Annotated in this window: 23 protein-coding genes and 1 tRNA gene; 14 read left to right on the top strand and 10 right to left on the bottom strand. The window is 70.4% G+C overall.

Annotation, left to right across the window (positions count from 1 at the left end):
• The first annotated feature begins 117 nt into the window (after window positions 1-117).
• From AAGI91_04510 to upp, 8 genes are all read left to right on the top strand, one after another.
• Entirely contained in the window at window positions 118-438 is a 321-nt protein-coding gene (locus tag AAGI91_04510) for a DUF4286 family protein (GenBank protein ID MEM1041872.1), read from the top strand.
• 63 nt (window positions 439-501) lie between these two features.
• Entirely contained in the window at window positions 502-1881 is a 1380-nt protein-coding gene (locus AAGI91_04505) for a sigma 54-interacting transcriptional regulator (GenBank protein MEM1041871.1), read from the top strand.
• Window positions 1882-1937: 56 nt separating this feature from the next.
• Entirely contained in the window at window positions 1938-2429 is a 492-nt protein-coding gene (locus tag AAGI91_04500; protein ID MEM1041870.1) for an LptE family protein, read from the top strand.
• 87 nt (window positions 2430-2516) lie between these two features.
• Window positions 2517-4007: a cellulose synthase family protein gene (locus AAGI91_04495; GenBank protein ID MEM1041869.1), complete on the top strand. Its 1491-nt coding sequence runs from the start codon at window positions 2517-2519 to the stop codon at window positions 4005-4007.
• A 20-nt stretch (window positions 4008-4027) separates the two neighbouring features.
• Complete coding sequence (locus tag AAGI91_04490; protein ID MEM1041868.1) at window positions 4028-4681, top strand: tetratricopeptide repeat protein; 654 nt, start codon at window positions 4028-4030, stop codon at window positions 4679-4681.
• A gap of 91 nt (window positions 4682-4772) precedes the next feature.
• Window positions 4773-5936: an anhydro-N-acetylmuramic acid kinase gene (locus tag AAGI91_04485; protein MEM1041867.1), complete on the top strand. Its 1164-nt coding sequence runs from the start codon at window positions 4773-4775 to the stop codon at window positions 5934-5936.
• Window positions 5937-6029: 93 nt separating this feature from the next.
• Window positions 6030-7784, top strand: coding sequence for a sodium:alanine symporter family protein (locus tag AAGI91_04480; GenBank protein ID MEM1041866.1), 1755 nt, complete (start codon window positions 6030-6032; stop codon window positions 7782-7784).
• 44 nt (window positions 7785-7828) lie between these two features.
• The gene (gene upp / locus AAGI91_04475; GenBank protein MEM1041865.1) at window positions 7829-8446 is read left to right on the top strand and encodes a uracil phosphoribosyltransferase; all 618 of its coding nucleotides are present in this window, start codon (window positions 7829-7831) and stop codon (window positions 8444-8446) included.
• On the opposite strand, the gene AAGI91_04470 is transcribed toward upp, so the two are convergent.
• The 5 genes from AAGI91_04470 to gnd form a co-directional block, all read right to left on the bottom strand.
• Window positions 8443-9717, bottom strand: a complete 1275-nt coding sequence (locus AAGI91_04470; GenBank protein ID MEM1041864.1) for a GAF domain-containing sensor histidine kinase — start codon at window positions 9715-9717, stop codon at window positions 8443-8445. The two genes, upp and AAGI91_04470, sit on opposite strands and share 4 nt — an antisense overlap.
• Before the next feature lie 5 nt (window positions 9718-9722).
• Window positions 9723-10898 carry a DUF3095 domain-containing protein gene (locus tag AAGI91_04465; GenBank protein MEM1041863.1) on the bottom strand — a complete coding sequence of 392 codons (1176 nt, stop codon included), beginning with the start codon at window positions 10896-10898 and terminating at the stop codon, window positions 9723-9725.
• A 166-nt stretch (window positions 10899-11064) separates the two neighbouring features.
• Entirely contained in the window at window positions 11065-11793 is a 729-nt protein-coding gene (gene pgl / locus AAGI91_04460) for a 6-phosphogluconolactonase (protein ID MEM1041862.1), read from the bottom strand.
• Window positions 11794-11906: 113 nt separating this feature from the next.
• A complete protein-coding gene (zwf, locus tag AAGI91_04455; GenBank protein MEM1041861.1) occupies window positions 11907-13370 on the bottom strand; it encodes a glucose-6-phosphate dehydrogenase in 1464 nt (487 codons plus the stop codon).
• A 141-nt stretch (window positions 13371-13511) separates the two neighbouring features.
• Window positions 13512-14453: a phosphogluconate dehydrogenase (NAD(+)-dependent, decarboxylating) gene (gene gnd / locus AAGI91_04450; protein MEM1041860.1), complete on the bottom strand. Its 942-nt coding sequence runs from the start codon at window positions 14451-14453 to the stop codon at window positions 13512-13514.
• A 284-nt stretch (window positions 14454-14737) separates the two neighbouring features.
• On the opposite strand from gnd, the gene AAGI91_04445 reads away from it, so the two are divergent.
• Complete coding sequence (locus tag AAGI91_04445) at window positions 14738-17890, top strand: PQQ-binding-like beta-propeller repeat protein (protein ID MEM1041859.1); 3153 nt, start codon at window positions 14738-14740, stop codon at window positions 17888-17890.
• Between the two features lie 28 nt (window positions 17891-17918).
• Here AAGI91_04445 and AAGI91_04440 read toward each other — a convergent pair whose 3' ends face one another.
• The 3 genes from AAGI91_04440 to folD all read right to left on the bottom strand — a co-directional run bounded on the left by AAGI91_04440 (window position 17919) and on the right by folD (window position 20811).
• Window positions 17919-18731, bottom strand: coding sequence for a DUF481 domain-containing protein (locus AAGI91_04440; protein MEM1041858.1), 813 nt, complete (start codon window positions 18729-18731; stop codon window positions 17919-17921).
• Window positions 18728-19756, bottom strand: a complete 1029-nt coding sequence (locus tag AAGI91_04435; GenBank protein MEM1041857.1) for a mechanosensitive ion channel family protein — start codon at window positions 19754-19756, stop codon at window positions 18728-18730. The genes AAGI91_04440 and AAGI91_04435 overlap by 4 nt, the downstream gene beginning before the upstream one ends.
• A gap of 155 nt (window positions 19757-19911) precedes the next feature.
• On the bottom strand, window positions 19912-20811 hold the full coding sequence (gene folD, locus AAGI91_04430; protein MEM1041856.1) for a bifunctional methylenetetrahydrofolate dehydrogenase/methenyltetrahydrofolate cyclohydrolase FolD: 900 nt from the start codon (window positions 20809-20811) through the stop codon (window positions 19912-19914).
• Window positions 20812-20938: 127 nt separating this feature from the next.
• On the opposite strand from folD, the gene asd reads away from it, so the two are divergent.
• From asd to AAGI91_04410, 4 genes are all read left to right on the top strand, one after another.
• Window positions 20939-22024, top strand: coding sequence for an aspartate-semialdehyde dehydrogenase (gene asd / locus AAGI91_04425; protein ID MEM1041855.1), 1086 nt, complete (start codon window positions 20939-20941; stop codon window positions 22022-22024).
• Window positions 22021-22509 carry a GNAT family N-acetyltransferase gene (locus AAGI91_04420; protein MEM1041854.1) on the top strand — a complete coding sequence of 163 codons (489 nt, stop codon included), beginning with the start codon at window positions 22021-22023 and terminating at the stop codon, window positions 22507-22509. Before asd ends, AAGI91_04420 begins: the two co-directional genes overlap by 4 nt.
• A 104-nt stretch (window positions 22510-22613) precedes the next feature.
• Window positions 22614-23153: a DUF2911 domain-containing protein gene (locus AAGI91_04415; protein ID MEM1041853.1), complete on the top strand. Its 540-nt coding sequence runs from the start codon at window positions 22614-22616 to the stop codon at window positions 23151-23153.
• Window positions 23153-23956, top strand: a complete 804-nt coding sequence (locus AAGI91_04410; protein MEM1041852.1) for a DUF6503 family protein — start codon at window positions 23153-23155, stop codon at window positions 23954-23956. The genes AAGI91_04415 and AAGI91_04410 overlap by 1 nt, the downstream gene beginning before the upstream one ends.
• A 336-nt stretch (window positions 23957-24292) precedes the next feature.
• On the opposite strand, the gene AAGI91_04405 is transcribed toward AAGI91_04410, so the two are convergent.
• A tRNA-Gly gene (locus AAGI91_04405) sits at window positions 24293-24368 on the bottom strand.
• A 38-nt stretch (window positions 24369-24406) separates the two neighbouring features.
• On the bottom strand, window positions 24407-24994 hold the full coding sequence (locus AAGI91_04400; protein MEM1041851.1) for a WYL domain-containing protein: 588 nt from the start codon (window positions 24992-24994) through the stop codon (window positions 24407-24409).
• A gap of 254 nt (window positions 24995-25248) precedes the next feature.
• Here AAGI91_04400 and AAGI91_04395 point away from each other — a divergent pair, with 254 nt between their 5' ends.
• Window positions 25249-25779, top strand: coding sequence for a DinB family protein (locus tag AAGI91_04395; GenBank protein ID MEM1041850.1), 531 nt, complete (start codon window positions 25249-25251; stop codon window positions 25777-25779).
• Window positions 25780-25887 lie beyond the last annotated feature (108 nt).

The raw sequence follows: 25887 nt of genomic DNA, 5'->3' as shown, positions 1-25887 counted from the left end.
CCTCGCGCATTTCTGGTCGTCCTCGCGAAGGCGGGGATCCACAGGTTTGGCCTGTCCTCTGGATCCCGGATCGGGGTCCGGGATGACTGAAATCTGAGGTTCTCAACGAATCAAGCTATGATCGTCTACGAAGTCAACCTCACCGTGGACCGCGACATCGCGGACGCGTATGCCGCCTGGCTCGGGCTGCACATCGAGGAGATGCTGACGCTGCCGGGGTTTGTCTCCGCCGAGTGGCTCGTGGACAGGCACTACAACGAGGAGGAGGGGGCCGACCCGCGCTGGTCCGTCCGGTACCGCCTCGGCTCGCACGACGACCTCCAGCGCTACGTCGACGAGGACGCCGAGCGGATGCGCGCCGACGGGCTGGAGCGCTTCGGCGACCGCTTCTCGGCGACGCGGCGGATTCTCGAAGCGCGCGAAGCGTTCGGCGACTGAGCCGGGAGCCGACGCGGGGGTGCCGCGTATGCCCGCCGACTTCTTCCCCCTCGACCCCTCGGCATGGACAGGCAGGCCCTCCAGGAACGCTTCGGCATCATCGGTACCTCGGACGCGCTCCGGCGCGTGCTCGACCGCGTGCGGCAGGTCGCGCGGACCGACATCACGGTCCTGCTCGAAGGCGAGTCGGGCGTCGGTAAGGAGCTCTTCGCCCAGGCCATCCACGGCATCGGCGACCGGAAGCACAAGAAGCTCGTCGTCGTCAACTGCGGCGCGATCCCCGAGGGGCTGATCGAGGCCGAACTGTTCGGGGCCGAGAAGGGGGCCTACACGGGGTCGGTCGAGCGGCGCACGGGCTACTTCGAGGAGGCCGACGGCGGGACCATCTTCCTAGACGAGATCGGCGAGCTACCCGTGCAGGCGCAGGTCCGGCTCCTCCGCGTACTGGAGAACGGAACGTTCAGCCGCGTCGGGTCGAGCACGCAGCAGCAGGTCGACGTCCGCGTCGTGGCGGCGACCAACAAGGACCTCGGGCGCGAGGTCGGGGCGGGGCGCTTCCGCGAGGACCTCTACTACCGCCTCTCGACGGTCGTCGTCCGCATCCCGCCGATCCGCCGCCGGGCCGAGGACATCGTCCCGATCTTCGAGACGCTGCTCTACCGCGCCTCGCAGCGCTTCGACGCGCCGCTACGCAAGCTCGACGCCGGGGCGCACGACCTCCTGACGCGCTACAACTGGCCCGGCAACGTCCGCGAGATCCGCAACGTCGCCGAGCAGGCCGCCGTCCTCATCCGGGGCAACGCCGTCACCGCCGACGACCTCCGCCCGTTCCTGCGCGGCGTCAGCGCGGGCAGCCTCGTGGTGCTCCCGAAGGAGAACGGCGAGGCCCGCGAGCGCGAGCTGCTCTACCGCGCCCTGCTCGAACTCCGCAGCGAGGTCAACGACATCAAGGCCGTGCTCCGCCGCCTCGCCGGCTCGGCTGAGGCGATCCCGCTCCCGGCCTCGTTCGCCGCTCCCGACCCGAACGGCCCGGCATCGATCTCTGCCGCCGACCTCTTCAGCAGTACCGGCCTCTTCGGCGGCGAGCGCGGCGACGAGGCCTTCGCCCCGCCGGCAGAGGATGAGGATTACGACCGCTACGTCGAGGACGTGCCCTACGTGCTGGAAGAAGACGAGGAGCCGGCACGCGACGAGGGTCCACGCGACGTGCCCACCGGCGAAGAAACCGAGCCCAATCTGACGGGGCTCTTGACCGAGGGCAGCGCCCTCCGCCTCGGCCCTGGCGCGCTCCCGACGATGGAGGAGACCGAGCAGGCGCTCATCGCCGAGGCGCTGCGCCGGTTCGACGGTAACCGCCGCGAGACCGCGAAGGCGCTCGGCATCTCGGAGCGCACGCTCTACCGCAAGATCAAGGACCTCGAAGCGCTGGGGGTAGAGGTTTGATGCAGAGGACGGAGGACGGAGGACGGAGGACCGATATCACGCGCTCAGTGTGGCGAGTGGCTCTTCTGCCCTCTGTCTTCTGTCTTCTGTCCTCCGGCTGCTGGTTCTACAGCTTCAGCGGGGCGTCCATCCCGGAGCACCTCAGCACGGTCGCTATCCCCATCGTCGAGGACCGGAGCCTCGGCGGGACGCCGGGACTGGATCAGGAGCTGACGGACCTGCTGATCGAGCGCTTCGCCCGGCAGACGCGGCTCGACCTGGAGCCGGACGAAGGCGCCGCCGACGCCGTGCTGACGGCCGTCATCGAGAGCTACCGCAACGAGCCGGTCGCGGTGACGGGGAACGAGGTCGCCGCGCTCAACCGGGTGACGATCAGCGTGCAGGTGGTCTACCTCGACCAGGTCGAGGACGAGGAGGTCTTGGCCCGGAGCTTCAGCCAGTTCGAGCAGTACCCCGCCGCCGAGATCGAGCGCGAGGCCGAGACCGTCGGCACCATCCTCAGCCAGATCGCCGACGACATCTTTACCGCCGCCACATCGGATTGGTAACGACGAGGTGCGAGCGACGAACGACGGGCACTATCTTGCTGCCGTCCTGCACCCGTTCGTAGCTCGTCACTCGTACTTCGTCGCTCCATGAACGCTCTTGCCATCGTCTACGCTGCCGCCATGGTGGTGCTGCTCGTCTTCGGGCTGAACCAGTTCTGGCTGGCCTGGCGCTGGGCGCGCGCTGACGGGCTCCGCGCCGGGCCGGTCCCCGAGCCGGACGACCTGCCGGACAGCGATGGGGCGTGGCCGATGCTCACGCTCCAGCTTCCGCTCTACAACGAGCGCTGGGTCGCGGCCCGCCTCATCGACACCTGCGCGGCGCTCGACTACCCGGCGGACCGCCTCGAAATCCAGGTTCTCGACGACTCCACTGACGAGACGACCGCCGTGGTGGCCGAGCGCGTCGCCCACTGGCAGCAGCGCGGGCTCGACATCGTCCACGTCTGCCGGGCCGAGCGCACGGGCTACAAGGCCGGTGCCCTCGCCAACGGGCTGACGTTTGCGCGCGGCGACCTCGTCGCCATCTTCGACGCCGACTTCGTCCCCACGCGGGACTTCCTCCGCCGGACGGTCCCGCACTTCGCCGACGAGCGCGTCGGCCTCGTGCAGGCGCGGTGGGGGCACCTCAACGCCGAGACCTCGCTCCTGACGACGGCACAGTCGGCCCTCCTCGACGCGCACTTCGTGATCGAGCAGGGCGTCCGCAACGAGACGGGGTGCTTCATGAACTTCAACGGCACCGCCGGCGTGTGGCGCCGCGCCTGCATCGACGACGCTGGCGGCTGGAAGGCGGACACCCTCACCGAAGACCTCGACCTCTCGTACCGCGCCCAGCTCCGCGGCTGGCAGTTCCGGTTCCTGCCCGACCTCGGCGTGCCGGCCGAGCTGCCGGTGAGCGTGGCGGCGTGGCGGCAGCAGCAGTTCCGCTGGACGAAGGGCACCGCCGAGACCGCCCGCAAGACGCTTCGCCGCCTGTGGCAGACCCCGCTCCCGCTCCGGGTCCGGCTCGAAGGCACGCTCCACCTCACCGGCTGGCTCGTCTTCCCGGCGATCCTCCTCGCCGCGCTCGTCCACGCGCCGCTCCTGACGGCCCACGCGCTCGGGTTCGGGGTGTCGGACGCCTACCTCGGCGTGATGGGCTTCGGGCTCTTCGCCTTCACTGGGATGACGCTCGCACACCTCTTCGCACAGCGCGCGCTCTACGCCGACTGGCCCCGCCGGATGCTGCTGTTCCCCTGGTTCCTCACCGCCTCGATGGGCCTCGCACTCTCCAACACGAAGGGGATGGCGGAGGCGCTCGTGCAGCGGCGCTCGCCGTTCGTCCGCACGCCGAAGCTGAGCGTGGCCCCCCAGGGGGCGTGGTGGAAGCGGAGCCGCGTGACGTGGCTGACGGTCCTCGAGGCCGCCCTGGCGCTCTACTGCGCCGCCGGCCTCGTCGCGCTCGTCGCAAGCGGCGAGTGGGTGGCGGCCCCGTTCCAACTGATGTTTACGGTCGGGTTCGGGTTCGTCTGCCTCCACGACGCGGTGCAGCGCCGCCGCACGGCAAACCGTCGTACCTTCTCCGCCGACCCCGTGTAGCGCCCCGAAGTACCCTGCCCATGACCGCCCCGCCCGCCGGAATCCAGGACGCCGCCCGCCACCTCGCCGAGAACCGGACGGGCGAAGCCGTCGCCGTGCTGGAGCAACTCGTGGCGGAGTTTCCGGCCTACGTGACGGCGCACGTCCTGCTGGCGAAGGCGTACGAGGCCCACGGCCGGACCGCCGACGCGCTCGGGGCCTGGCACGACGCGTACTTCCTCATGCCCGGCAGCCCGCTCGTGCTCCGCGAGCGCGCCCGTCTGCTCCGCGCCGAGCCCGACCTACTCGCCACGCCCTCCTCGCAGAGCGGTGCGCCGGAGATCGCGGTATCGCCGGCACCGGACGTAGCCTCGGCGGTCGCCGTGCCGCCCGAGGCGGACCACTCGCTCATCGACGAGGTGGACGACCTCGACGGGCTGATCGAGCGGCTCGAAAACGCCCCGCGCATCCGGCCCGACGCAGACTTCGAGGACGGCGGCTCGTCGCTCGACGCGCTCGCGGACGGCGAGGACGTGGTCTCCGAGACCCTCGCCCGCATTTACGCGTCGCAGGGCGAGCACGAGGCGGCGGCCCGCGCCTACGAGCAGCTCGCCGATGCGCAGCCGGCCCGCGCCGCCGACTTCCGGGCGAAAGCCGCGGAGCTTCGCCGCCTCACCGAAGGCTCCTCGACCTGACGATGCCGCGTCGCGTTGCTCTGCACCCAGCCCTATCCGCCGAACGCTGCTCCGCTTGGCGACCGTCGGCGCACGCTCTGAGGCCAGGTGGATGAACCCTCTGCGGCGGTTGCTGGAGCACGAGGAGCGCGTCGTCGCCGGGGTGATGATCGGGACCTCGCTCGACGGGATCGACGTGGCGATTGCCCGGATCGCCGGCAGCGGACGAGGGCTGGAGGTGGACACGCTCGCCGTGCGCCACGCGCCCTATCCGCCGGCGCTCCGCGAGGCGCTCCACCGCAACGTCGAGGCCGCGACCTCCAGCGTCCGCGACCTCGCCCAACTAGGCGCGCTCCTCGGCCGCCTCTTCGCCGAGGCCGTCGCGGACGCCGCCACGCGTGCCGGGACCCCGCTCGACCTCGTCGGCTCGCACGGCCACACGGTCCACCACGTCCCCGTGCCGGAGCGCTTCGCCGGGCACGACGGCGTGGCCTCGACGCTCCAGCTCGGCGACCCGCCCGGCATGGCGGCCCGTCTCGGCGTGCCGGTCGTCGGCGACTTTCGGACGGCGGACGTGGCGCTCGGCGGGCAGGGCGCGCCGCTCGTGCCGTACGTCGACTACGCGCTCTTCGGCAGCCCCGACGAGCACCGCGTGCTCCTCAACCTCGGCGGGATCGCAAACGTGACGATCCTGCCGGCCGGAGGCGAGCCGGGCGACGTGACCGCCTTCGACACCGGCCCGGCCAACATGGTCCTCGACGCGCTCGCCGCGCGGCTCTTTGGCGAGACCATAGACCGCGACGGGCAGCACGCCGCTAGCGGAACCGCCGACGAGGCGCTGCTCGCGGACCTGCTCGGCGACCCCTACTTCCACGGTCCCCCGCCGAAGTCGACGGGCCGCGAGCAGTTCGGGACGGCGTACGTCGAAAGACTCGTCGCGCGTGGCCTCTCGCCGAGCGACCTCCTCGCCACGGCGACCGAACTGACGGCGCGCTCCGTCGCCGAGGCCCTCGCCCGGTTCGCCCCGGTCGCGCCCGAGGTGGTGATCGCCTCCGGCGGCGGCATCCACAACCGCGAACTCATGCGCCGCCTCGCCGAGGCTCTCGGTCAGGTTCGCGTTCGCACGACGGCCGACTACGGGGTCGAGCCCGACGCCAAAGAGGCGCTCTGCTTTGCCGTCCTCGCGCACGAGTTCGCAAACGGCGTCCCGACCAGCCTGCCGTCCGTCACCGGCGCGTCGCGCCCGGCGCTGCTCGGCGCGCTCTGTCTGCCGTGAGGATCAGCGCGTGCTAGGTTTGCGCGGAGACGCTATATTCGGCGGACGCTCGCGCGTCGCCCCGTCCTTCCCCGCCAACGCACCGCCCGTCCCATGGAAACCTTTGAGCACATCGTCAGCCGACTCGAATACTTCGTCTGGTCGTGGCCGGAGATCGGGGGCGAGCTGTCGCTGATCGTCCTCGCGCTGCTCGGGACGGGCGTCTTTCTGACGATCCGGCTCGCGTTCATCCAGCTCCGCCACCTCGGGCACGGCATTGCCGTCACGACCGGCAAGTACGACGACCCCGACGAGCCGGGCGACGTGCCGCACTTTCAGGCGCTCACGACGGCGCTCTCGGCGACGGTCGGGATCGGCAACATCGCCGGCGTGGCGATCGCGATCCACTGGGGCGGGCCGGGGGCGCTCTTCTGGATGTGGATCACGGCTCTCCTCGGCATGGCGGTCAAGTACTCCGAGGTCACGCTCGCGCAGCACTACCGCGTCGTCGACTACCCCGACCGCGACGGCAAGGCGTGGGAGGGCTCGGTCTCGGGCGGGCCGATGTACTACATAGAGAAAGGCCTCGGCCCGGCGTGGAAGCCGCTCGCCGTGTTCTTCGCCGGCGCGCTCATGCTGACGAGCTTCCTGACCGGCAACGCCGTCCAGGCCAACACCGTCGCCGACATCGTCAACACCGAGTTCGGGATCGCCACCTGGATGACGGGGCTCATCACGGCGGCGGTCGTCGGCACGGTCATCATCGGCGGGATCGGGCGGATCGGGAAGGTGACCGGCGTGCTCGCGCCCGCGATGGCGCTGATCTACGTCGTCGGCGCGCTCGCCATCATCCTGGCCAACATCACCGAGGTCCCGGCGGCGTTCGCGCTGATCGTCACCGAGGCGTTCAACCCGACGGCGGGCGTCGCGGGCACCGGGACGGGCGTGTTCCTACTGACGATGATGTGGGGCGTTCGGCGCGGGCTGTTCTCGAACGAGGCCGGCCAGGGGTCGGCCCCGATCGCGCACGCGGCGGCCAAAACCGACGAGCCGGTGTCGGAGGGCGTGGTCGCGCTCCTGGAGCCGCTCATCGACACGATCATCATCTGCTCCATGACCGGCCTCGTGATCCTCACGACGGGCGTCTGGAACACCCCGATCCCGACGGTGATGGAGCTGGACTCGGGCGACATCACCTACGTCGCCCCGGACGAGCGCGGGGTCTTCGCCGGCGGCGAGCCGGAGGCCGAGATCTTCGTCGAGGGCGGCGTCCCGCGCTACGACGCGGACGAGCGCGCCTTCGCGTGGCATGACGTGGCCGTCGAGCAGTTCTGGGTGGACGAGGCGCGCGAGACCCCCTTCTCCGGGCGCATCCTGACCGGCGAGGGCCAGGCGGTCGACGCCGCGGGGACGGCCTACACCGTGCTCTACGGCGACGCCGTCGAGACCGCCGCGCCGCTGACGAGCGCGGCCTTCGAGCAGGGCCTCGGGCAGTTCGGCCTCGGCGGGCTCGGCAAGATCATCGTCCTCGTCTCGGTCCTCCTCTTCGCCATCTCGACGAGCATCTCGTGGAGCTACTACGGCGACCGCTGCGCCAACTACCTCTTTGGATCGGCCGGCATCCTCCCGTTCAAGGCCATCTTCGTGGTGATGCACTTCGTCGGGGCCGTGGCGAGCCTGGCGACGATCTGGGTGATCGGCGACATCGCGCTCGGCCTGGTGACCTTCCCGAACCTGATCGCCCTCGTCCTGCTCTCGGGCGTCGTCGTGAAGCTGACCAAGAGCTACTTCGAGCGCAAGCCCTGGCTCGAGAACGCCGAGGTCCACAAGCGCGTCGTGGCCGAGAAGAAGTCCCGGAAGAACGTGTAACCGCCCGTGCGGGCGACCGGCCGGTCGCCCCTACCGTCGCCCCTATGCTGACCGTCGTCGATCACCCGCTGCTCCGGCGTGACCTCACGATCCTCCGGGACCGGACGACGCCGCACGGCCAGTTCCGCCGGACCGTCAACGACGCGGCGGCGATCCTCGCCTACGAAGCGCTGCGCGACCTCCCGCTCGTCGAGCGCCCCATCGAGACACCGCTGGAGGCGGCGACGGGGTACTACTTCCAGGACGAGTTCGTCGTGGTGCCGGTGCTGCGGGCGGGGCTCGGCCTCGTCGACGGCTTCGTGCGCTTCGTGCCCGAGGCCCGCGTGGGGCACGTCGGGATGTACCGCGACGAGGAGACCCACGAGCCCGTGGACTACTACGCCAACATCCCGGACTCGGTGCAGGGCGGGATCGTCTTCGTCGTGGACCCGATGCTGGCGACGGGCGGCAGCGCGGACGCCGCGATCTCGTACCTCAAGGCGCGCGGCGCGACGCGCCTCCGGTTCGTCTGCCTCGTCGCCGCGCCCGAGGGCGTGCGCACCCTCGAAGAGCGCCACCCCGACGTGGACATCGTCGCCGCCACGCTCGACCGAGAACTCGACCAGAACGCCTACATCCGCCCCGGCCTCGGCGACGCGGGCGACCGCATCTTCGGCACCTAGCTGGCCGGCTGCGAGGCAGGGGCCAGGAGTGGCAGTGTGACGTGGAACGTGCTGCCCTGCCCGAGCCCGGGGCTCGTCGCCCACAGGTCGCCTTTGTGGAGCCGGAGGAGCGCTCGGGCAATCGTCAGGCCGATGCCCAGGCCCTCGTGCCCCCGGGTGAGGACATCCTCGACCTGGTAGAAGGCTTGGAAGACGCTCCGGCAGTCCGCCTCCGAAAGCCCGGTTCCCGAGTCCTGCACCTGGATAGTCACCTGGCCGTTCTGCGTGCGGAGCGTGACGCGCACCGTGCCGCCGTCCGGCGTGAACGACCGCGCGTTTTTGAGGATGTTGGCGAAGGCGAGTTGGAGGCGGCGCGCGTCGGCCTCTACGCGGAGCGGAGTGTCGGGCAGGTCGAGCACCGCGTGGAGCGCCGAGCCGTCGATTTCCGCCTTCACCCAGGCGTCGCGCAGGGTGTCCTGGAGGACGACCGGCAGGAGGACCAGCGAGGCCATCTCCTCCTGCAAGAAGCTCATCTCCTCCAACGTCTCGATGAGGTCGTGCATGCGGTCGCCCGCTTCCCGGATGTCCTCAGCGAAGGGGAGGAGGTCCGGCCTCGCCTCCTCGCGCAGCACGTCGCCGGCCCCGAGGATGATGGCAAGCGGGGTGCGCAGCTCGTGCGAGGCGAGCGACATGAAATCGCTCTTGAGCCGGTCGAGCTTGGCGAGGCGCTCGTTGGCCTCGCGGAGTTCGCGGCGCTGCCGGACGTTCTCGATGGCTACGGCGGCCTGGGACGCGATGAGGAGGAGCGTGTCCACATCCTCCTCGGAGAACGACCCCACCTTCGGGTTCAAGACCTCGAACACCCCGATGGGAGCGCCGTCGATGCACATCGGCACGCCGAGCAGCGCCTCGGTCTGGACGCCCGTTCGCTCGGCCACGCCCTGGAAGTGCCGCTGGTCCTGCTTCGCGTTCCCGGCGACGACGGGCCGGTTCTCGCGGAAGATGGTCCCGGCGATGCTGCCGTGGAGCGGTACAGGAATCTCAGCCAGTGTCTCCGCCCTCGCACCTGTCGCGGCGACGAAGCGTAGCCGCTGCTCGGTGTCGTCGTAGAGCAGGAGCGAAGCCGCCGTGCAGCCCAGCACCTCGGTGGCGGTCTCGATGATGTAGAGGAGGAGGTCCCCCGGGTCGCGCAGGGTGTTGAGCGCGAGGCTGATGTCCAGCAGCCGCCGGGCGCGGTGCAGCGCCGGGCCCGGCGAGCGACTTAGGATGGTGTTGATGGGCGTGTTGAGCATCGGGCTCAGGCAGAGGTGGGCAGGGTGCGGGTGCGCCGCTTGAGGTCGGTCGCGGCGGCCGTGTAGCCGCCGCCGGCACCGTCGACGAAGTGGACCTGCTGGCCCATGCGCTCGTGGACGAGGCAGGTCACCACCGCGCGGTCCGAGACGTGGATACCGTAGGCCACCTCGCCGCGGCGGTAGAGACGGTCGAGGAAGTCTTCCAGGCGGCGGCGCTGCGCCGGGGTGCCGGCGAGCACCATCCGCAGCGTGTCGTCGAACTTGCGGTAGTCGCTGGCGTCGCGCAGGAGCGCCGGGTACCGGCCCCAGTCGGTCTCGCTCGTTTTGAGGCGGAAGCGGATCAGGACCATGCCGAGCACGTTAAGCGCCCACAGCTTCAAGCGCTGCCCAAACCGGTCCGGCCGGGGCGTGCGGAGCCGGACCTCGGGCGCGAACAGGCGCGGGTCCCAGCTCAGCCGGAGCCGGTCGAGCGCGACCGGGTGAGGCGTCGTGCCGGGGCCGTAGATGCGCTCGATGGCCTCGACGACCTCGCGGTAGACCGCGTGGTGCGCCGCCGGATCGTCCCCGATGGCCGAGACGAGGATCGTGACTGTCTCGCTGCGCCCGCGGATGTCCTGCCAGCGGCACTCGAGCCCTTCGTAGAGGTCGCCCTCGGGCGCGGCGAAGTCGCCGGTCACAGCGTAGCCCGGCCCTGTCACGGGCGACTTGACCAGGCGGTCGGCGTGGGCGAGGCCGCCGCCGGTGAACATGGCCTGGGTATAGTTCTCGGAGACGGCGAGCGGGGCCACGCGGACGCCGTAGCCCTCGGCCCGCACGTCGGCCACTGGGACGACGCCGACCCGGAGTGCCAAGCCGAGCGTGTCGCGCGCGTGGACGCGCAGCGCTGAGAGCGCCGCCTGCGTCCGCTCCAGGAGTGAGGGGGGAACGACCAGCGTCGCCCCGTCGCCGCCGAAGACGAACGGCACTTTGGTCTCGCCCGCGAGGTTCAGCACCGCCGCAATCGAGGCGGCCCCGACGTAGTTCACGTCGCGGTAGTGCCCCGCCTGCACCGCCGCCGTCGAGCCCTCCACGTCGGTCACGACGACGAGCCAGTCGTCGGGCAGCGGCGTGTAGCGGGCCGGGTCGGTGATGTCGGCGAAGTGCTGAAGGGGAGGTAGACGTGCGTAAAAGTCGTCGCTCACCGGCGTGCAGGCGCGGATTGGGTGCAGAGAGGCTGTGGTACTTGAGGATCGGCCTCCAGACGACAGGCTTAAAGGGTCCGGGCCTCACCGGGACGTGCCGGCCGTCGTATCTCTGGGCTGCGCACCGGCCTCGCCGCCAGCGCCCGCCGGTGTGCTCCCTCCGAGGTCAGGCCGTACCGCCGTGTGCGTCGTCGTCGAGGAACCACAGCAGCCGCTCCTGCGCGCCGACGCGCCCGGCCGGGGGCGTGCGGCCGGGGTCGCTGAAGACGGAGGCGACGGCCTCGGCCTTGCCCGCGCCCGTGACGAGGAAGAGGACCGTGCGGGTGGCCCCGAGGGCGGGGAAGGTGAGCGAGATGCGGTCGCGCACCGGACTCGCTGGCGGGGCCTCGGTGGCTACGACCCAGCGCTCCGCTTCGCCGAGGGACGGGCTGTCCGGAAAAAGCGAGGCTACGTGCCCGTCGCCGCCCATCCCGAGGAGGACGAGGTCGAAGGCCGGCGTGGCCTCGTCGCCGAAGTAGGCGCGGAGCGTCTGCTCGTAGGCGCGCGCGTCGGCCTCGGGCGTGCCGCCGGTCGGGACCGGGTAGACCTGGGCGTCGGGGACGGCGAGGCCGTCGAGGAGCGCCTCGCGGGCGAACCGGGCGTTGCTGTCGTCGTGGTCGTGCGGGACGTGCCGCTCGTCGCCCCAGAAGACGTGGACGTGCTCCCAGTCGAGTGCGTCGGGGTAGCTCGCGGCCAGGAGCCGGTAGAGTGGCCCCGGCGTGGAGCCGCCAGTCAGCACGAGCGACGCCTGGCCCCGCGCCGCCAGCGCCGCCCGCAGCGTCTCGACGACCGTCTCGGCCGCCGCACGCGCAACGCGGACCGGGCTGGCGAAGGCAAAGACTTCGGGGGCGATCATGAGCGGAAGAGCGGAAGAGCGGAAGAGCGTGGCAAAGCTGGGAAAATTACGGAGGCCGCTGCGCTTCGCGCTAACGCCCTCTTCCCTTCTTCCTCGCTTGCCCCCTTTCGCTCCTAGACGGCGAACTCGTCCTCCGGGGTCGGCTCCCGGCGGTCGGCGACGAACATCGAGGCGGCCGAGACCGGACCCCAGGTGCCTGAGGCGTAGTCCTGGACGGGGAGGCCGGCCTCCAGGAGCGGCTCGAAGAGCGACCAGGCGGCCTCGGTCTCGTCGGCGTGGACGAAGAGCGTCTGGTCACCCGCCACGACGTCGGCCAGGAGCGTCTCGTAGGCCGACGGGAGCGCCCCGAAGGCGTGTTCGTAGTCGAAGTCGAACTCCTGGCTCGACAGGTCGAACCCGTCGCCGGGCCGCTTGACCTCCACGCCGAGCGTGAAGCCCTCGTGCGGCTGGAGCTGGATGCGGAGCACGTTGCGGCTGATCGAGCAGTGGTTCGGGCCGCCGAAGAGCTGGACCGGCGGGCAGCGGAAGTGGACGCTGATCTCGGTCAGCCGCTCTGGCATCCGCTTGCCGGTGCGGAGCACGAACGGCACCCCCTGCCAGCGCCAGTTCTCGACGTAGAGCCGGAGCGCGACGAACGTCTCGGTGTCCGACTCCGGCGGCGTGTCCTCGTGCTCCTGGTAGCCCTCGTGCTCGGCCCCCGCGCCGTCGTCCCCGGTGTACTGCCCGAAGACGACGCTGCCCTCGTCGATAGGGGCGATCGAGTGGAGCACCTTGATCTTCTCGCGCCGGATCGACTGCGCGTCGAAGCGGGCCGGCGGCTCCATCGCGACGAGCGTGACGAGTTGCGTGAGGTGGTTCTGCACCATGTCGCGCAGCGTGCCCGACGTGTCGAAGTACCCCGCCCGGCCCTCGGCCCCGATCGACTCGGCGACGGTGACCTCGACCCGGTCGATGTGCTCCCGGTTCCAGAGCGCCTCGAAGAGGGCGTTGGCGAAGCGGAAGACGAGGAGGTTCTGCACGGTCTCCTTGCCGAGGTAGTGGTCGATCCGGTAGACCTGCGCCTCGGCGAAGTGCGCGTGGACGATCTCGTTCAACTCGCGCGCCGAGGCGAGGTCGTGCCCGAAGGGCTTCTCGACGACGAGGCGGGTCCAGCCGCCCCGCTGCTCGGCCTCGTCCTGCTCGCCGATGGCCTGGATCGTTTTGGGAAAGGCCGAGGGCGGGATCGCGAGGTAGTAGATCCGGTTGCCGGAGAGCCCGAGGTCTTCTTCGAGCTCCGAGGCGCGCGCGAAGACGTCGCCGAGTTCGTCGGTGCTGTCGACCTGGACGTAGGCCATCCGCGTGTCGCACCACGCGTCGGCGCGTTCGCCGCCGAGGTCCTCGTCTTCGAGTGCCTCGCGGAAGGTGTCCCGCATCTGCTGGTCGTCCCAGCCGGAGCGGCCGACGCCGAGGATAGCCGGTCGGGTGTCCGCGTCGCCCGCGCGCTCGCGGTCGATGAGGCCGCGGTAGATGGCGGGGATCAGCTTGCGCTTGGCGAGGTCCCCGGTGGCGCCGAGGAGGATGAAGAGGCTGGAGTCCATGAGGGATGAGGGCGTGGAGGGGTGGGAGAGAATGGAGGGGGGGGGGGGCGCGGAGTGAGGACGAGGAAAGATGGTGGGACTGCCGCGCGCTGCGCTGCTGTGGGTGCCCTCTTTATCCTTCCGCTCCCTCCACGCCCTCTGTCACGTTCCGGTCTCCGAGTCCGCGCCGGAGACGGCGGCCTTGAGGGCGTGGCCGCCGAACTGGTTGCGGAGCGCGGCCAGGAGGCGGCTGTAGAACGCCCGGTCGTCGCGCGACTGGATGCGCTCGATCAGCGAATGGGTCAGCACCGGAGCCGGGATGTTGAGGTCCATCGCCTCCTTGACCGTCCACCGGCCCATGCCCGAGTCGGCGACGTAGGGGGCGATGTCCGAGAGGCCGGGGCCGTCCTCCTGGAGCGCGTTCTCGACGAGTTCGAGGAGCCACGAGCGGATCACGCTGCCGTACTGCCAGACGTTCGAGATCTCGACCGTGTCGAGGTCGAACTCCTCCTTCGCCGTCATCAGCGCGAAGCCCTCGGCGTAGGCCTGCATCAGCCCGTACTCGATGCCGTTGTGGATCATCTTGACGAAGTGGCCGGAGCCGCTCGGCCCCATGTGGCCCCAGCCCTTGTCCTTCGCCGGGGCCAGCGTCTCGAAGACCGGGCGGAGGTGCCCGACGGGCTCGTCCTCGCCGCCGACCATCAGGCAGTAGCCGCCTTCGAGCCCCCAGACGCCGCCCGAGACGCCGCAGTCGACGTAGAGCGCGCCCACGTCTTCTTTCATTTCCTTCGCCCGTCGCATCGAGTCCTGGTAGTACGAGTTGCCGCCGTCGACGACGATGCTGCCTGCTTCGAGGTGCGGCTCGAGGTCGGCGAGGACGCTGTCCACGGCCTCGCCCGCCGGGACCATGAGCCAGAAGACGCGTGGGGCTTCGAGCTGGCCGGCGAGTTCGTCGAGTGACTCGGCCGTGCCGATGTCGTCGTAGGCGAGCTTGGCGAGTTCCTCCGTGTCGAGGTCGAAGCCGATGGGGGTGTGACCGCCGCGGTGGAGGCGGCGGACGAGGCCGCTGCCCATCTTGCCGAGGCCGATGATGCCGATGTTCATGTCGGGCGGGGTGAGGTGAGAGGGGAAGATGCGACCGTGCAAGGTACTGCGTCTCACGACAACGTCACGTTCATAACTCTGGCGGGCGGTGTCGTGGTCCCCACCCCTCAAAGCAGCAGCATGGCCCGATGCCGAGCAGCAGCTACCGTTCGACAGGAGCCGATGTGACATGGATTTTAGAATACTGTGATTAAAAGGACTGCCAGAAAGAGGAGTTTGGGATCGTCAACAGCACGCCGGCAGATGCTCCGCGCCGACCCTTCCTTCCCCAGACTTCGCTCACCATGTCTACCTCCTTCCGACTCTGCTTCGGCCTCTTGCTCCTGCTGCTCGCGGCAAACGCAGGCCATGCGCAAGAAGCCGACCGCAACCTCTACACCACCGATGACCCGGTCGTCGCGGCCGTCGTTGCGGGTGACACGCTCTACATCGGCGGTACCTTCGTCACCGTCGCGCCGCCGACGGGCCCGGCGGCGGTGGTCAACAAGGCCACCGGCGAGCCTGACCTGGCGCAGGCCCGGGTCGGCGAGACCAGCAACCTCGGCGAGGGTGTGACCGCGGTGCTGCCGGACGGGCAGGGCGGGTGGTACGTGGCCGGCGAGATCGAGTGGACCGGCGGCGAGCCGCGTCGCAACCTTGCCCTCGTCCGCCCCGACGGGACGGTCGATCCGGCCTTCCGGCCCGCGCCGCAGATCGTCGGCAACCCCTTCGACCTCGGCTACGTGGAGACGCTCGCGCTCGACGCCGGGGTGCTCTACGTCGGCGGCCGGTTCGACGAGGTGGGTGGATTGCCGCGCCGCAACTTCGCCGCGCTCGACGCCGAGACCGGGGCCGTCCTGCCGGCGTCGATCACGATGACCAACACCGGGAGCGGGAACACGAACGGCGGCCCGCCCCAGGGGACCGTGGAGACCATCGTCGTCCGCGACGGGGTGCTCTATCTCGGCGGCTTTTTCGACACGATCAACGGGACCGGCCGTGGAGGTGTCGCTGCCCTCGATCCGCAGACCGGCGCGCTGCTGCCGTGGGACGCCGGGCTAACCGACGGGCTCGACGCGATCAGCGGCGGTCCCTCCGTCTTCCAGATCGGGATCGGGCCGGCCGCAGGCGAGACGACGCTCTACCTGACCGGCTTCTTCGACGCCGCACGCGGCGAGGAGCGCCTCACCGGAGCCGCCGAGGTCACGCTCGCCGACCCAGTGACGGGCGAAGGCGGCGCGCCGACCGCGTGGGAGACGGACGTGGAACTCAACACCGGGGACCTCGTGGTGACGGACAACGTGCTGTGGGTGTCGACCCCCGGGTTCACCTCGACCCCGGCAGCGCTCTACCGCATCAGCCGGGCGACGGGGGCCGAGACCGAGTTTTTCGACAACGTATACTCGCGGGGCCGTGCCCTCGCGCTCGATCCGTCCGGCAACGGGGGGCAAGGCGTGCTCTACTTCGGCGCGCGCGACGTGTCGAACGCCGAGGACTTTTTCCCGTCGCAGTTTCTCCTCGCGCTCGACCCCGCGACCGGCGCGGTGCTGCCGGGCCTCTTCGGCGGCGACCGGATCCGGGTGGCGGCTTCCCTCGAGGGTATCAAGAGTCTGGCCGTTGAGCCGGGACCAACGGGTCGCCTCTTCGTCGGCGGCAAGGACCTGTTCGGCGTCGACGGGGTGCGGCGCCAGACCCTCGCCGGCATCGACCTCACGACGGGCCGCGTGACCGACTTCGGCAAGGACGTCAACATCCTCTCGTCGGTCACCAGCCTCGGCCTCAGCCCGGACGAGCGGTTCCTCTACTTCGAGACCTTCAACGGCATCGGGCTGGCCGACCTGGAGACGGGCCAGTTCAGCGACTTCGCGTTCCCCGACGCGCGGAGCGGAGCCGGGGCAGTGGCGACCTACGCCGACGGCTCGCCGCTCCCGCCGCTCACGCCCCCCGCCGTTTCGCCGGAGGCATCGCGGGCTGCGACCACCGGAACGACCACCGGAAGCCGCATCCGCACCGACAACTCCACGCTCGTCGTGACCGAGGACCGGGTCTACTTCCACGCAGGCTCCCGGCCGCTCGTCCCGTTCATCATCTGCTACGACCGCGCCACCGGCAACGTGATCTGGGAGACCTTCCAGTTCTCGACTCTCTCCGGCTTTCCGATCCACGAACTGCTCCTCGTCGAGGCCGGGCCGCCCGGCGCGGCGGGCGACACGCTGTTCTTCTCCGGCGGCTTCGCCTTCGTCGATGCTGACCTCAAGGAGCGCGACCGCTTCGCCGCGCTCGACGCCGAGACCGGGGCCGTGCTCGACTGGAACGTCAACCCGACCGGTCCGCAGCAGGGGGCTGCGCTCGCCGCGCTGCCGGGCGAGGACGCGATCTACCTGAGCGGCTTCAACCTCGACGTGATCGGCGGCGTGCCGCGCGACAACGTTGCCGCCGTCACGCGCTCCGGCGGCGACGTGCTCCCCCTCGTCCCCGACCCGGCCGCGTCCGACTTCCCCGGGGTAGGGGGAGCCGCACTGACGATCCAGCCTGGCCCCGGCGGTGGGGCGGCGGGCGGCGTGGTCTACACGAGCGAATACGCCCTCGACGCCGTCACCGGCGACCTGATCGGCGACTGGGACCCGCTCTTGACGAACGCCGCGCCGCCGGTCACCTTCCGGCCGAGCGCCACCGTGCTCGACGAGAAGCGCGAGCGGGTGATTATGGTCGGCGGGTTCCGAAGCAGCCTCCGCGGGAGCGGGCACGCCCACCTCGTCTCGCTCACCCCGGCGCGGCCCTTCGCCTCCGGCCCGGACCTCAACCTCACCGCGACGGCGAGCCAGACGACCGTCGCCCCCGGCGGCTCGGTCCGGTTCGACTACACCGTCGAGAACAACACCAGCAGCCCGGCCTCCGGCGACCTCTACTTCGTCGCGCAGCAGGGGCAGGCGGTCGTCGCGCAGGCGGTCGTGCGCTCGGGTACCGTGCCGGCCAGCCAGGCGCTCTCCGGGTCGTACGTCCAGCAGGTGCCGAATAATGCGCCGACGGGCGACTACGTCTACACGCTGAGCATCGGCGCTTTCCCGAACCAGGCCGTCGACTCCGAGGTGTTCGCGCTGACGGTCACCGGGTCGTCGGCGAATGGGGCCGCCGGCGTCTGGGGTGTGACCGAGGCGACGCCGTGGGAGGACAGCGCCGCCTCCCGCGCCGTGCCCGGTGAGGCGGTGCTCTCGGACGCGTTCCCGAACCCGTCCGGCGGCTCGGTGACCGTCGAGCTGTCGGTGCCGCAGGCGGAGCGGGTCGAGGTGGGGGTCTTCGACCTGCTGGGCCGCCGGGTGGCGGTGCTGCACGACGGGATGCTGGAGGCGGGCGTGCATCCGCTGCGGTTCGACGGGCGGGGGCTGCCGGCCGGCGTGTACGTGGTGCGCGCTGCCGGTTCGAGCTTCGCCGAGGCTCGCCGCGTGACGATCCTGTAGGACGGTGGTCTCGCCGTGACGGGCTGCGTCAGAACGTCACGGCGAGGCCGTTGCGCAGGGCGAGGTCGAAGCGGTCGAGGTCGGCCGGCGGCTCGCTGTCGTAGCGCAGGTTCAGCGTCGCCCGGAGCGCGAGGGCCCGCGTGAGCTGCACGTTGAGCCCGGCCTCGCCCAGCACGCGCACGTCGCGGAACCGGTCGAAGCGCGGCTGCACGTAGGCCGTGCCGGCGAAGGTCACGAGGTCGGTCAGCTCGAGCTTGAGGACGAGGTAGTTGCTCCAGCGCCCGACGGTCGTCTCGGGGTCGACGAGGACTTCGCCCCGGTCGAGGAGTTCGTACTCGACCATCGGCGTCGTCCCGAAGAAGGCGGCGGCCGTGCTGTCCTGGTAGAGTTGCAGCCGGAGGCCGGCCCCGGCGAGGTAGCGCCGCGTGAGGAGCTGCGAGTCGTCGCGCTGGGTCTGGACGAACGCCTCGGGCCGGACCCACTCCAGGCCGGGCAGCCGGAGCACGGTCCGCAGGTGGACGAAGCTCTCGTCGAGGAACACCCGGTCCTCGGCCTCGCTGAAGGTGACGTTGCCGATCAGGAAGGAGGCGAGGTTGCCCCGCCGGAGGTCGAGCCGCCCGCGCAGCCCGAGGTCGAGCACCTCGACGTTGCCGGTGCGGAAGAGGGCGTTGGCCGCGACGGTCGCGCCGAGCCCCTCGGCGTCCTCGGCGATCCGCAGCTTCTCGGTGTTGACCTGCCCGAAGGCGCTCGGGGCGAGGGTGGCGGGGGCGAGGCAGAGCAGCCACAGCGCCGCAGCGAGCCCGTTCGTCGCTCGTCGTTCGGACCTCGTCGTTCGCCTCATGCTTCCGCTTGCGGCTTCGTGCCGGAGCCGTTGCCCGGCTGCATGAACGGCGCGTCCTGGAACGCCTGCGCCTCGTCGATGAACAGCTGGAGGTGCGGGAACGGGACCTCGATGTCGGCCTCGCGCAGCGCCTCGCGGACCTTCTCGATGTACTCGAACCGGACGGGCACTTCGAGCTTCGGGTCCTTCAGGAACAGCCGCAGCTCCATGTCCACGCTCGAATCGTTCATCTTCGTCACGACGACCTGCGGGGTGTAGTCCGGGTGGAGCCGCTCGTCGTCCTCGGGCAGCTTGAGGACGACTTCGCGCGCCTCCTGCGGGTACTCCTTGTACGCGATCCCGAACGGGACCACGATCCGGAGGACGCCCAGGAGCGTGTGGTTGATGAGCTTCTGCTGGATCATGTGCGCGTTCGGGAGGACGGCGACCTCATTGTTGAGCGTGCGGATGCGCGTCGAGCGCAGCGTGATCTCCTGCACCGACCCGAACGTCCCCTCGACCTCGACGTTGTCGCCGACGCGGAAGGGCTGGTCGAGGAGGATCGTGATGCCGGAGATGAAGTTCTCGAGCGTGTCGCGCGCGGCGAAGCCGAGGGCGATGCCCGCGATCCCCAGGCCGGCGATCAGCGCCCCGACGTTCATCCCGAGCATGTCGAGCACGACGATCGCGCCGAGCGTGATGAAGACGAGCCGGAACGACTTGAGGAGGAGCTGCCGCACGCCGAGGTTGACCTGCTTGCTCCGACTCAGCACGCGCTCCAGCAGACCCGTCACCACCCGGTAGACGAGGTAGAACAGGAGGAGCGTGAGCAGCGACGGGATCAGCCCGTTGAGGGCGAAGTCGATCAGGGCGGACGAGAGGCGCTCGTAGACCTCGTCGAAGCGGCCCTCGCGGATCGCCCGCCCGGTCTCCTGGATGTTCTCCGTGATCTGGCTGATCGCGTTCGACGTGTCGGCCGCGGCGGTGTCGGCTGCGAGCGAGTCCGCCGCGGCGGCGAGGGAGTCGGCGAGGGCGGTGTCTTGCATGGGCTAGACTGTGGGAAGCGATTCAGGGTAGCGCGCTTGTCTCGCACCGAGGCAGCAGAAGCTGAGACCGCCGACCACGGACCGAAGACGGCAGAGGATGGTGCAGTCCAGCGGTCTGCGGTCCGTCGTCCGTCGCCGACAGGCTGGCGGCGTATTCATGCCTCGGCACCGACCGCGTGCTCGTGCCGGCGTCGGGCGGCGACGAGCGTGTTCTGGAGCAGGAGGGCGATCGTCATCGGGCCGACGCCTCCGGGGACGGGCGTGATCCACCCCGCCGTCTCGCGCACGGCCTCGAAGTCCACGTCGCCGACGAGCCGGTAGCCGCGCTCCCGCGCCGCGTCCTCCACCCGGTTGATCCCGACGTCGATGACCGCCGCGCCGGGCTTGACCATGTCCGCCGTCACGAAGTGCGCCCGGCCGATGGCAGCGACGAGGATGTCGGCCGTGCGGGCGATCCCCGCGAGGTCCCGGGTCCGGCTGTGGCAGACGGTGACCGTCGCGTCGGTGCCGCGCCGGAGGAGCAGGTTCGCCATCGGCTTGCCGACGATGTTGCTCCGCCCGATAACGACCGCGTGCGCACCCGAGGTCTCGATCCCGCTCCGGCGGAGCATCTCGACGATCCCCGCCGGCGTGCACGGCACGAACCCCGGCTCGCCGATCACGAGCCGTCCGGCGTTCTCCGGGTGGAAGCCGTCCACGTCTTTGTCGGGGTCGATTGCGTGGATGACCTTCCGGTCGTCGATGTGGCCGGGGAGGGGGAGCTGGACGAGGATGCCGTCGACGGCTGGGTTGGCGTTCAGCTCGCCGATGAGCGCGAGGAGGTTCGGCTCGGGGATGTCGGCCGGCAGGTGGATCGTCTCGCTGTCGATCCCGGCTTCGGCGGCGGCGCGGATCTTGGCGCGCACGTAGGACGCCGAGGCGGGGTGCTCGCCGACGAGGACGACGCGGAGCGCGGGCGGCGCGTGCCCGGCTTGCGTCCAGTCCTCGACGCCGGCGCGGACGTCGGCGCGGACGTCGGCGGCGATGGCTTTTCCGTCGATCAGGTGGGCAGGCATGGTTCGGTGGACGGTGGGACGGTGGACGGTGGGAAACTACTCCCGAACGGTGTGGCTGAACAGACTGTCGGTTGCAGCGTTTCGGTATCGCAGCAATCAGCCAATCACCCATTCAGCGAATCACCCAATGAAAGTCGGAATCCTCGGCGCGACCGGCGCGGTCGGCCAGAAGTTCGTCGAACTCCTCGACGGACACCCCCAGTTCGAGATCGCAGCCCTCGCGGCGTCGGAGCGCTCGGCGGGCAAGCCCTACCGCGAGGCCGCTAACTGGATCGGGAGCCGCGAGATGCCCGCTGCCCTCGCCGAGCGCGAGGTGGTCCTCGCCGCGCCTGGTGCGCTCCGGGACCCGTCCCTCGCCGACTGCGACTTCGTCTTCTCGGGCCTCGACGCTGCGGCGGCCGACGTGCTGGAAAAACGCTTCGCCGAAGCCGGGCTGCCCGTCATCTCGAATGCCCGCACGCACCGGATGGACCCGGACGTGCCGCTCCTCATCCCCGAGGTCAACCCCGAGCACACGGCGCTCATCGACCGGCAGATGACGCCCGGCTGGATCGTGACGAATCCGAACTGCTCGGTCGTCGGCCTCGTGATGGCGCTCCGCCCGCTCGCCGACGCGTTCGGCGTCGAGGCCCTCCATGTGGTCACGATGCAGGCGCTCTCGGGCGCGGGCTATCCCGGCGTCTCGTCGCTCGACGCGCTCGGCAACGTCGTCCCGTTCATCGGCGGGGAGGAGGAGAAGCTCGTCCACGAGCCGCGCAAGCTCCTCGGCACGCTCGACGACGGCGGAGTTCGGCCCTACGAGGTGACGGTCTCGGCGCAGTGCACCCGCGTCCCGGTGCTCGACGGGCACCTCGAGTGCGTCTCGGTCAAGCTCGGCACGCCGGCCTCGCCCGCCGAGGTCGCCGAGGCCCTGTCGTCGTTCCGGTCTCCGCTGGCCGAGATGAACCTCCCGACCGCCCCGGCGCAGCCGGTCCGCGTGTTCGAGGACGAGCGCTTCCCGCAGCCGCGCCGCCACGCCGAGGCCGGGGGCGGGATGCAGGTCTCGGTCGGACGCGTCCGCGCCTGCGCGCTGTTCGACGTCAAGTTCGTCGTGCTCTCGCACAACACGATCCGGGGCGCGGCCGGCGGGGCCATCCTCAACGCCGAACTGCTGCAGGCGCAGGGCCGCCTCACGAGCCGCACGGCGGACTCGCGTGCCGTCGCCGCCGCATGAGCGAGAGCGTAACGATCCGCCGCGCCCAGGCCGAGGACGTGGACGCTGCCGTCCGGCTCTGGGCGCAGCTTCAGGACGAGCACAGCGCCCTCGACGCCCGCCACCGGCCGAGCGACACCGCCCGCGAGCGCTGGCGGAACGACGTCCGCGTGTGGGTCGGGAGCGAGGAGCACCGGGTCTTCGTCGCCGAGCGCGGGGGCGAGGTGGTCGGCCTCGTGACGGCGCACCCGTTCTGGCCCGCGCCGGTCTACGAGCAGGAGCGGGAGGTCTATGTCACCGAACTCATCGTGCGGCCGGACCAGCGAAGCGCGGGCATCGGCGCGCAGTTGCTCGGTGCCGTGCGCGACTGGGCGCGGAGCCAGGGCGTGACGCAGCTGCGGGCGGGCGTCCTCAGCCGGAACGTGCGGGGCCGGGCCTTCTGGGCGCGCGAAGGGGCCGAGGACCTCTTCACGACGGTCACCCTCGACCTGACGCGCTCGGCGTGACGCTCGGGGCTCTGGGGAAACGTGATCTCCGCGTGAGCGTTGGTGCCGTTGGACCCGTGCTACCTTCGGTCCGCCATCCCTTTCTGTCCAACCGCCAAGCAGCCATGCCTCTCCGCCTTGTCCTCCTTCTCGGGGCCGCCCTCGTCCTCGCCGTCCCCGCCTCCGCGCAGGAGCGCGGCAACGACGAAGCCCGCACCAGTCCCAACGCCATGATCGGCCAGACCATCGGCACGACCGACGTGATGATCTCCTATGGTCGTCCGAGCGTGCGCGGCCGCGTCGTCTTCGGCGAGCTAGAGCCCTACGGTGCCGTGTGGCGCACCGGTGCTAACGAAGCCACGACGATCACCTTCTCAGACGACGTGATGGTCGAGGGCCAGTCCCTCGCAGCCGGTACCTACGGTCTGTTCACGATTCCCAGCGAGGATGAGTGGACCGTGATCTTCAACAGCGTCGCCGAGCAGTGGGGGGCCTACGACTACAGCGCCGACAGCGACGTGCTCCGCGTGATGGTGGAGCCGCGCATGGGCGACATGGACGAACTGATGACCTTCGCCTTCGACATGGTCGAAGCCGGCAAGGGCATGCTCGTGCTGCACTGGGACGAGGTCGAGGTGCCGATCACGATCTCGACCGGCTCGTGATGCCCCGATGCTTCGCTGCTGCTGCGCTCCTTGCCGCAGCGCTCGTTGCGGGCTGCACCGAGCCGGACCCTGCCGGTCCGTCGGTGCAGCCCGCTCCGCCTGACGCTGTCCCCGAGCCGGACTCGGTAGCCGTGGCTGTGATCGGGCGGACACGGGCCGCCCACGGGTCCGACCTGCTCGACGCGTCGGTCGTCACGTTCGACTTCCGGGGCCGCGCGTTCCGCGCCGAGCGCAGCAGGGGTCGCTTCGCGTATGCCCGGACCTGGGACGAAGACGGGAGGACCCTCCGCGATGTGCTCGACAACGGCGGCGTCCGCCGCACGGTGGACGGAACGCCGGTGGCGCTCAGCGAGGCCGAGGCGCTGGCAGTCGAGGAAGCCGTCAACTCCGTGGTCTACTTCGCCCTGATCCCGCACGGCCTCGCCGACGACGCCGTGCAGCCCCGTCACCTCGGCTCCGACTCGCTCGGCGGCGAGGTGTACGACCTCGTCGAGGTGACCTTCCGGCCTGAGGGCGGCGGGCGCGACTACCAGGACCGCTTCCTCTACTGGGTCCACCGCGAGCAGAGTACCGTCGACTACCTCGCCTACTCCTACGAAGTCAACGGCGGCGGGGCGCGCTTCCGCCGGGCCGTCAACGCTCGCGCCGCAGGCGGTGCCCGTTTCGCGGACTACGAGAACTACACCGCCGATCCGCTGGCACCGCCGCTCGAAGCCCTCGGGCGGATGTGGGAGGCGGACTCGCTGAGGCTGCTGTCCGAGGTCGTGCTGGACCGGGTGCGGGTGCAGCCCATCGCGCGGTAGCGGGAGGTCCCACCCCTGGCAGGGGCTGCCAGGGAGGGGGTGTTCGGGGAATCCCCGGGACGCGAACGCGTACTCCCACCGCTAGACGGTCGCAACGCGTGACGTGTATGTTTGATGTGCACCTCAGCGCAGGAGTCCTGGCTAGCCCCCGCTGGTCCCCCTCTTCGGTGCTTCCGCTGCACCTCTCCTGCTCGATTGCATCAGAGGCCGGTCCTTTTCCCCGCGGGCCGGCCTCTGGTATGTACTGCAGCCATGCAATATAACCGGTGTCCGCGCTGCCGGCATGCCGCAAAAAAGCCCGACTCGAGAAATAACGAATCGGGCCGTGGCGGCAAGTGGAGCGGAACACGGGACTCGAACCCGCGACCTCAACCTTGGCAAGGTTGCGCTCTACCAGCTGAGCTAGTTCCGCTTGCGGACCCCCAAGCTACGCGTCCGCCCTGCGCGCTGTCAAGTCGCCGAGGTCTCGCCCGCGCCGTAGATCTCCATCATTCGTTGGATCTCCATGCGGACGCGGCCCCGCAGCGTCCGGGGCTCGACGATCTCTACCTCGCTGCCGCAGGAGAGGACCCAGTTGACGAGCTCGTGGATGTTGGGCGTCGAGAGGTACAGGTCGAGGGTGCCGTCGGGGTTGAGGGTGCCGGAGCGCAGGGTCCCGCCGCGGTCGGTGTAGATGCCAACCGCGCGAGCGGAGAAGCGCAGGTGCACGGTTGGGTACTCGGCGTTGTCGTCGGAGCGGACGCCGGGCGGGAGCGCGCGCACGAGGGCGGGAATGATGGAGGCGTGCGGCAGGAACGGGAGGGCTGCGTGGCCGTCGGCCAGCACGTACGAGCGCTTCGCCGGGTCGTACTCCACGCGCAGGCCTAGCACGTCGCGCAGGTAGGCGAGGTCGCGGGCGACGGTGCGGCGGGAGACGGCGAGGGCCTCGGCCGCCAGCGTCGTCGTCAGGCGCTCGCCCGAGCGGAGCCACTCGATCAGACGGTGAACGCGCCCCGAGGCGGAGTAGCTATCGCTCGAAGGGCGGGGAGCAGGAGGCATCAGGTGGGAAGAGAGGGGCTTCGAGGCCGGGTCAGGTGAACAGAGACAGAGAGGTGCAGAACCCTTAGGCCGAGGGAGGGTCTGGACCGTGCAGGCTGGTCCAGAGTGACGGCTACACGTCCTAGCGCGTCGAATCTAAGAAAGTAACCAGTAGCACTCAAATTTTTTTCTGCTCTTGAGTGACGATAAACAGGCCGCTGCCCGTAGCCCGCTCCGCAGTACCTTAGCGCTGCGCCCTTACTCTCCCTTCCGCCATGTCGCACCTCGTCATTCCGCGCCCCGAGTCCGGTGAATACGCCCTGTACTACGGGCCCTACCTCGAAGCCGTCCCCAACGGAGACCTGCTACGCATGCTCGAGACCCAGGGAGCTGAATTCCTGGACCTGCTTCGCGCCTTCGGCGAGGCCCGCGGGGGGTACCGCTATGCGCCGGGCAAGTGGAGCGTCAAGGAGGTCGTCGGGCACGTAGCCGACACCGAGCGCGTCTTCGCCTACCGGGCGCTCCGCATCGCACGGGCCGACCCGACGCCCCTGCCGGGCTTCGAGCAGAACGGGTACGTCGAGGCCGCCGGGTTCGACCGCCGCTCCCTCGCCGACCTCGCCGAGGAGTTCGCCGATGTGCGGAAGGCCACCCTGAAACTGTTCGCGGGCCTCGACGCCCCCGCGCTCCGCCGCGCCGGCACGGCCAGTGGGTACCCGGTGACGGTCCGCGCCCTGGCGTGGATGACCGCCGGGCACGAGCAGCACCACGCCCGGATTCTCCGCGAGCGATACCTGCCGGGCTGACGGAGTGGGAGGAGTGGGAGGAGTGGGAGGAGTGGGAGGAGTGGGAGGAGTGGGAGGAGTGGGAGGAGTGGGAGGAGTGGGAGGAGTGGGAGGAGTGGGAGGAGTGGG

Source organism: Bacteroidota bacterium (assembly GCA_038746285.1).
In the GTDB taxonomy this organism is placed as follows: Bacteria; Bacteroidota; Rhodothermia; order Rhodothermales; family JANQRZ01; genus JANQRZ01.
This window is presented reverse-complemented; position numbering and strand designations above follow the sequence as displayed.